Genomic DNA, 7,239 nt, shown 5'->3' with positions numbered 1-7,239 from the left:
ACCACTTCCCAGGACGCAACCGCCGTCTCCGGGGAAGAGCATGAGGCCCACCGTGTCCCCTTCCGCTTGCCTGGTGCCCAGGATCAGTCGCAGGGTGAGGTGTCGGCAACTGAAATGATCTGCCGCATGGCTGGTGTGATCACGGCGTCGGAGCTCTCCTGGATAGGTCCGTTCACCGGGTTGAGCCCGCGCCAGTTCAACAAGCTGATCACCGCACTGCGGCGCGAGGGTGCTGACCCGGTCCGTAAGGGCCGGCCGTGGTCGCTGCCGTTGGAGGACCGGGTGCTGCTGGTGGCTGCGTACTGGCGCACGAACCTCACCCTGCGGCAACTGGCGCCGCTATTTGGGGTGTCGAAGTCGGCCGCGGATCGGATCATCGACCACCTCGGTCCCCTGCTCGCGTTTCATCCCCGGCAGCGGTTCTGCAAGGGCACGGTGCTGATCGTGGACGGAACCCTGGTGCCCACCCGCGACCACACCGTCGCCGAGCAGTCCAAAAACTACCGATACTCCACCAACTGTCGGCGTACTCGTCTGTGTGGCTCTGGCAAGATTTTCGTAGCCGGAGATCATCTTGGTGACACGGTGGACCGGTCCGCGTAGCGTCGGCGGAGGTGGGCGATCAGGATGACGCGGTGGCGGAGGAGTGGGACGCCTGCGCGGCTGGCCATCAGGCGCTTTTGGAGTTTGACGTCGGTGATGCGGCCTTCGTTGACCCCGGAGTTGTAGGGGGTGGCGATGCCCTGGGCGACGGCCTGTCGGTCTTCACGCAGGGCTCCGGCGAGGCCGGTAAGAGGGGGCAGTCCGCTGTCTGTGAGGTCGTCGAGCCAACCCGGAAGGGCCGTCGCGTCATGGTTGTCGAGCATGTTGGCGAACCGGCGGACCAGGTCGTGGGTGTGCCTGAGCTCAGGGCAGTGCTGGAAGAGCCGGGGCAGGCGGTCGTTGATGTGCAGGTTGCGGCGGGCCGGATGGGTGGTGATCCAGCGGGCGGCTTCGCGTGGGGAGGGCGGTCGCTGCCTCGGCTCGTCCAGGGGCAGGCCCCGTCGTAGGGGCGCGACCGCCATTTTCACGCGCTGGTAGTGGCCGGGGTAGCCCTTGGCCTGGAGTTCCTCGTGCAGGATCTTCGCGCTGTGTTGTCCTTCGTCCCAGCGTTGTTGCAGGTAGTCGAGGTAGGGGTCCAGGGCGGAGGGCCTGCGGGACGGGCGGCGCATCACTTCCTGCCAGGTGCGGGCCCTGGCGTACTTGCTCACGGTGCGGCGGTCCAGGCCGAGCTCCCGGGCCACAGAGCGGTGACTGCGGCCGGTGCCGCTCAGGGCGTGCACGGCCTCGAACAACCTTCGGGCATGCCGCCCGGCACGGGAGTCTGCCGCGGTGTTCTCGGTGGTTTCACCGACCGGTGCGGGACTGGTCTCGTCCACTGGTGGCAGGGCTGCGGGCAGACAACCACGGTGGGCCGAGGCGATGTCCTGAACGCGGCGGGAGAGCCCCTGCCAGAGGTGAAAACGGTCGCTGACCTGCACAGCGTCGGGGGCGCCGACGAGGATGCCCTGCCGGTAGGTGAGGGAGCCGTCGCGGCAGACGACCTCGACACCCGGGTGCTCGCGGAGCCAGTGGCTGAGCTGTTCCGCATCGCGTCCCTCCCAGAGCGTGAGCGGGAGCCGGGTCGTGGCGTCGACCAGAAGGGTGCCGTAGGTGTCGCTGCAGAGCGCGACGTCATCCACCCCCAGCACCCGGGGTGTCTCCAGTGGCGGAAGCGGCACCCGCATCAGCTGAGACAGAACGGTGCACCTCGAGAGCCTCACGTTCAGGATCCGCAGCATCCGGGCACCGCCCCGGCCAGCCAGCACCACACCGACGGCCTCCACCAGGCGCTGCAGCTGTGGTGTGCGCCGCTGGTAGCGCACGGTCAGCCCCGGCACCTGCTCGGCGAACGTCACCTTCGGACAGACCGGGTTCTCGCAGTACAAACGGCGTACGGACAAGTCGATGTGCAGAGGCCGGCCACCGAGAGCGACGTCGGCGAGGTGCCGTAGATAGCGGCTGTGACACCACGCGCTGAGGTGGCCGCATCCGGTACATCCCGCTGGAACACCGGACCTCGTGCGGGCGCGGACCGCCACGACAGCATCAGAGACATCGGCCGAGACCACCAGCACATTAACCAACTGCGGTAACAGGCTTGCCAGTTCAACAGAGCACAGCCACAGGCTGCCCGCTACGCGGACCGGTCCACCGTGTCACCAAGATGATCTCCGGCTACGAAAATCTTGCCAGAGCCCCGAACCTGGCCAGTGAGGTACAGCGATACGTCCCCACCCTGAAGGTGCGTGCTCAGGTCAGCCGGCCCACCCGACCGCTCAACTGCTCACCCTCGAAGGAGTCGTCGCCCTCAGCGGACTGTCGCGCCCAGGTAGTCGAGGGCCGCGCGGGCGAATCCCGGTGCGGTCCGCGGGCACTGCCAGCGGGCGAGGATCTCGGCCCCGGAGAGGTCGGCGGGTTCAGCCTTCTCGTCCTCGAGTTCTTCCAGGTAGAAGTCGGGAAGCAGATCCTCGGGAAGCAGGTTGTCGAGGGCCTGGTTCACCGGGGAGCTCAGCACCGCCAGGCAGTTGGGGAGTCGCTCGAGCACATCGTCCACGTCGGCCTCGTACGGATGCCAGCCGTGCACGCACGTCCTGCCGTCGTCACCGCGCGCGACCTGGCTCAGTACGGTGACGACCTCGTCCTCGACTCCCGGGCCGGGGTTACCGAAGGCCACGTAGGGTGCGAGCAGCAGCAGACCCAGCGTCCAGAACAGCACGGGATCGCCCTCCGACCCCGGCGCCGTCGTGTCGAGCCGGCGGGCGCAGCCGCGCACCGTCTCATCCTTGTCCCCGGCGTAGTAGCCGTGCCGGAGCTCTTCCCAACTGCTCAACAACGGATACCAGTTGTCGGGCACAGGTATGACCGTCGACATGCCTTCGTACTCCGTTCGCGAGATCCTGGCGCCGCGGCCATTGGATCACACGGGCGGGCGCGCCGTCACCGAAGGACCGCCGCGACCCCGGCCGTCAGAGTCCCGTGATCGTCCAGGCGAGCCGGTCCGTCAAGGGCGCCCTACGGGCCTCGCTGAGCGGAGGGGCTGCGGACCCGATCGCCTTATCCCAAGACCGGCGGGCTACCGGCCGTCCCCGGCCGTACTGCGGCCAAGCAGCCGGGGACGTTCGCCCGTACGCACCTGGGGAGAGAACCTCGTACGCCGACACGGGACGCCGGCAAGGATCTGTCGCGCAGTACCGCCTTTCGCATCTCGCGTGGCACGGCGCCTGCGTCCACCGACTGCCTGGAGGCCTTCCTGGTCGCCTGTCAGGTGCCGCCGCGGGACCGGACGGTGTGGTTCGACGCGTGGCTCCGGGTGCAGCGGCAGGCCGTCCGCGCCCGCCAGGACGCCGACGGACGTGAGGATCTGAAGCAGATCGAGGCGGTGGTCGCCGACACCAGCCGAGGCCAGGTGTCGCAGGAGACTGCCGTCAGGATGCTGCGGAAGGCCGGCTTCGATGCCATGGAGCGCTACCGGCGTTTCGACGCACCGTGGTCGGTCGAGTGCCTGCAGTGTGCCGCCACACTCCGCATCCGGCTGTCCGATGTCGTTCTGACACGGGCCTCGTGCCCGGACTGCCCCAAACTCACCGAACACGTGCGGGAGGCCTGGGCAGAACTCCTGACGAACCCGTCCGGTCTGCTCAGCCGCCAAGTCATGCGCGCGCTGCGGGCCGCGACGGTACTGCCGGCCCGCCTGCAGCGCGACCACCTCGACGTGCCCGTGTTCGTGGCCGACCGCACCACCCTGCGCACCCTGCAGTCCAGTGCGTGGCATGCCGCGCTGGAGGACGTCCTGCGGCGTCATATCCGGCGGCCGTTCTACCTGGACGTCCTGCTCGTCCACGACTACGACACCATGCCCGCCCCCCGGAACGGGCAACGGCACCGTCGGCTCGCCAAGGCCGCCGGCCTCGTGGACAGCCCTCTGGAGTCTACTCCTCGCACGCAGGGGCAGGACCACATGCACAGCGGCGCGAGTAACGAGGCGGCGTCCGGGCGAGAGGCTGCCACGGCACCGGGTTCCACCCGCACCGCCACGACTACGCCGAGCTCCTGGAAGCCGACCAGCAACAGCGGCGCCTGAAGCAACGTCCTGGACCACCAGGCGAAACCGTCCAGCAGAGCAGCCTCCGCACCCTTGAGCGGACTGGCGCCCTGGCCATGGCCGGTCATCAGGAGATCACCGCACGCCCCTCGGCGCAGCCACATCAAAGCCCTTCCAGCACAACAAGGACAATCCCGATGAACCACTGCTCAGCATCCCAGGTGGCGGAGAACGCCTCATCCTCATGCGCTCGCCTGATACTGGGAAGCGACGCCTCCCAGGGCACCTTCCCCAGCACCTGGACATGGACAGCCGTCGTCGGCCTCGTCGCCCTGATCACCAGCACGTACTTCTCCATCGACCAGGTCCGCAAAAGCCAGCGCGCCAAGCAGGCGAAGCGCTTCCAGTCGGATTACGAACTGCTCAACGAGACCGTCGTCCTCCTCGACAAACTGGCCGGCACCCCAGTGCAGAAGGTGGATCTGGTCAAGCTCGGTGAACTCCTGAGCCGTATCAAACAGGCCGAACGCCGCTTCCCCGAGCTCCCGCTCGGCACCGTCGTCGCCCACATCGACGCCTACAGAAAGACTCCCCTGCCAGACGACTTCCAGCGCAAACTCGCTGGCAAGAGGATCCTCCTGGACGACCTGCTGGACCTGTCCCGCCAGCAGGGCGCCGCGATCGCCAGCGCCCTCGCGGCTATCTCAGCCGTGCAGAACGAGATCGACCGCCGCACCACCTGACCACGCGCAACCGGACCGGCCTCCTACGAAGCCGGCTCATACGTCACCTTCTGGCCCGGGCAGCCGACCGCGACCTCGCGCAGGGCCACTACTTCAGCTTCGTCGGCCGACAGACGCCAGCGGAGCTTCGTGCCGATCCACTCCGCGACGTACCGGCAGTGCACCCCGGCCGCCAGCGGAAGCCACTCAGCAGGATCCTGATCCGACTTCGACCGGTTCGAGCGAGCGGTCACCGCGACCAAGCTGGTGGCCGCCCCTAGCCTCGCGCTTTCACCAAGCGGGCTGTCCGAGGGTTGATCAAAAAGCGGTAAGTGCCTCTGACCTGCAACGATGGGACTTGCTGAGGCTCCTGTTGGCTGCGAGGAAAGAAGCACTTCCCAGGTGAAGAAGCCTATCGGGTCCTATCCGCGTGTCCGCGTCGAAGGCGGCGGTCGTGGGGCGGTCTCGCAGGCCGGGGCCGTGCTGCTGGTGGAGACGGTCCGCAAGACCGGCCTACACCAGGCGCTATCGGCGGCGTTCGCGCCATGGCGCAAGGCCCGGGCGGTGCACGATCCGGGCAAGGTACTGCTGGATGTGGCGCTCGCGGTGGCGCTGGGCGGGGACTGCCTGGCCGATGTCGCGATGCCGCGGGCCGAGCCGACCGTGTTCGGGCCGGTCGCCTCCGACCCGACCGTCTCCCGGCTCGTCGACACCCTCGCCACCGGCGGGACACGGGCCCTGACCGCCCTCCGCGCCGCGCGCGCCGCAGTACGCGAATCGCTGGAGGCGAGCCTGCGACGTCTGAGAACCGATCGAGTGGACCTGTTGTAGGCCCACGCTCCCGACTACGCGACTCCTATCGAAGAAATCAAGCGGTGTCTTCTGCGGGTGTGCGCCCATGGTCACCCGCGCTTCCGGTCGCCGCACACCGCCCGGTCCAGCAGGCGGACCGCGGCCTCCGCCTGTTCGAGGAAGCGCTTCTCGTCACCGAAGCGCGTGGTGAAGACAGCGGCTGCGGCCGACACCCGGCCGTCGGGCGTGACTGCGGTCTCGGAGGCGGTGCCGAAGGACGTGCCGCCGTGGTACCAGATTCCGCCCCCGCAGCCCTCGGCCGGGCGCCAGGCGAGGCCGAGCCCGTAGCGGGTCCTGCCGTCGGTGGCGTAGCCGGGCGCCGGGACGGTGGTGCGCATCTGCTTCAGCTGCTCCGGCGGCAGTAGCCGGCCGCCCATCAGGGCGCGCAGGAAGGTGTTCATGTCGCGGGTGGTGCTGATGATGCCGCCGTCCGCGCCGCCGCCCACGGCCAGCGTGGTGTCGGTGAGGTCGTCCCGGCCGGGGAACTGCGTGTACCCGGCGGCCGTCGGCATCGGCACGTACGGCGAGGTGTCCGGTATCAGCGTGCGGCGCAGCCCCAGCGGCTCGATGATCCGGTCGTGCACCTCCTGCGCCCAGGGGTTGCCAGTGGCCTTCTCGATGACCATCCCGAGCAACACGTAGTTAGTGTTGGAGTACGCCCACTGCGTCTCGGCGCCCGGATCGTCCACGTCCGGCAGCCAGCCGGGGGCGCGCTCCATCGCCACGGCAACCTGCTCCTCGGGGGTCTGCGAGCGGAACCGCTGTGCGTGGAAGCGCTCGGGCGTCAGCTCCGCCGGGTCCTCGAAGGCGATGTCCGTGTAATTGGCCAGGCCGCTGGTGTGCTGGAGCAGGTTGCGCAGGGTAATGCGGCTGCCGTCGTTGCCGTTGCCGGCGACCACCCCGGGCAGCCACTGCTCGACGGTGTCGTCCAGGCTCAGCGTGCCCTCGCCGACGAGCTGGAGCGCGGCCACGGCTGTGAAGGTCTTGGTGTCGCTGCCGATGCGGTAGTAGGCGTCGAAGGGCACCCGGCCCCCGTCCTTCAGGCTCGCGGTGCCGGACCGGGCCTGCCTCTCGCGCCCGGCCGCGTCCCGGGCGAGCACCGTCAGCCCGGTGGCTCCCGTGTCCCGTACCGCGTCCGCGTCCCGCTGCAGCCGCGACCGCGCGTCCCCGCCGCCGGCGCCCATGGCCTCGGCTGTGGTACCCGGCCCGAGAAGCGATGCGGTCCCGATTGCGGCGACCCCGGCCACGGCCAGCCCCGCACGCCACCGTCCGGACCGGCCCCACCGCGCACTCTTCGTGATCTCCATGGCCTGAACGCTACGGAAGGCCGGCGCCGCGGACCATCCAGCTGGCTGCCCGGACGGGGGTGGTGCTGGCCCCCTACCACCCGGCGGCCACCGCCCTCCTTGCCGCACCCCCTGCTGATTGTGCCGGTGAGTAGCGGGTTCTGGCACAGATCTTGGGGAGCCGTCCCGGAGGGTGGCGGTGTCGTTCGATTCGAAGGGAGGTGCACGAGCTCTAGGCCCGTCAGCGTTCACGCAT

Annotated in this window: 5 protein-coding genes and 3 pseudogenes; 4 read left to right on the top strand and 4 right to left on the bottom strand. The window is 69.1% G+C overall.

Annotation, left to right across the window (positions count from 1 at the left end; genetic code table 11):
• Window positions 1-126: 126 nt before the first annotated feature.
• A pseudogene (locus tag AMK33_RS40060) lies at window positions 127-519 on the top strand (helix-turn-helix domain-containing protein); the annotation flags it as partial.
• A gap of 50 nt (window positions 520-569) precedes the next feature.
• Here AMK33_RS40060 and AMK33_RS40055 read toward each other — a convergent pair.
• A complete protein-coding gene (locus tag AMK33_RS40055) occupies window positions 570-2,150 on the bottom strand; it encodes an ISL3 family transposase (RefSeq protein ID WP_443030960.1) in 1,581 nt (526 codons plus the stop codon).
• Between the two features lie 239 nt (window positions 2,151-2,389).
• Entirely contained in the window at window positions 2,390-2,953 is a 564-nt protein-coding gene (locus AMK33_RS40050; protein WP_073938154.1) for a hypothetical protein, read from the bottom strand.
• A 414-nt stretch (window positions 2,954-3,367) separates the two neighbouring features.
• On the opposite strand from AMK33_RS40050, the gene AMK33_RS40045 reads away from it, so the two are divergent.
• Window positions 3,368-4,162 carry a hypothetical protein gene (locus AMK33_RS40045; protein WP_143203928.1) on the top strand — a complete coding sequence of 265 codons (795 nt, stop codon included), beginning with the start codon at window positions 3,368-3,370 and terminating at the stop codon, window positions 4,160-4,162.
• A gap of 158 nt (window positions 4,163-4,320) precedes the next feature.
• A complete protein-coding gene (locus AMK33_RS40040; RefSeq protein WP_143203927.1) occupies window positions 4,321-4,866 on the top strand; it encodes a hypothetical protein in 546 nt (181 codons plus the stop codon).
• Window positions 4,867-4,889: 23 nt separating this feature from the next.
• Here the strand turns inward: AMK33_RS40040 and AMK33_RS40035 are convergent.
• Window positions 4,890-5,123 (bottom strand): annotated as a pseudogene (locus AMK33_RS40035) (HNH endonuclease); the annotation flags it as partial.
• Window positions 5,124-5,247: 124 nt separating this feature from the next.
• On the opposite strand from AMK33_RS40035, the pseudogene AMK33_RS40030 reads away from it, so the two are divergent.
• Window positions 5,248-5,622: pseudogene (locus AMK33_RS40030) on the top strand (transposase); the annotation flags it as partial.
• A 125-nt stretch (window positions 5,623-5,747) separates the two neighbouring features.
• Here AMK33_RS40030 and AMK33_RS40025 read toward each other — a convergent pair.
• Complete coding sequence (locus tag AMK33_RS40025; RefSeq protein WP_073938151.1) at window positions 5,748-7,004, bottom strand: serine hydrolase domain-containing protein; 1,257 nt, start codon at window positions 7,002-7,004, stop codon at window positions 5,748-5,750.
• Window positions 7,005-7,239: the final 235 nt, after the last annotated feature.

It is taken from the genome of Streptomyces sp. CB02400, from assembly GCF_001905725.1.
GTDB lineage: Bacteria > Actinomycetota > Actinomycetes > Streptomycetales > Streptomycetaceae > Streptomyces > Streptomyces atrovirens.
Note: the sequence above shows the minus strand (reverse complement) of the source record. Positions and strands in the feature narration are given on the sequence as shown.

Bases quoted from the DNA above. Each gene is read 5' to 3' on its own strand.
- AMK33_RS40050 (WP_073938154.1), bottom strand. From the start codon at position 2,953: ATGTCGACGGTCATACCTGTGCCCGACAACTGGTATCCGTTGTTGAGC.
- AMK33_RS40040 (WP_143203927.1), top strand. From the start codon at position 4,321: ATGAACCACTGCTCAGCATCCCAGGTGGCGGAGAACGCCTCATCCTCA.
- AMK33_RS40025 (WP_073938151.1), bottom strand. From the start codon at position 7,004: ATGGAGATCACGAAGAGTGCGCGGTGGGGCCGGTCCGGACGGTGGCGT.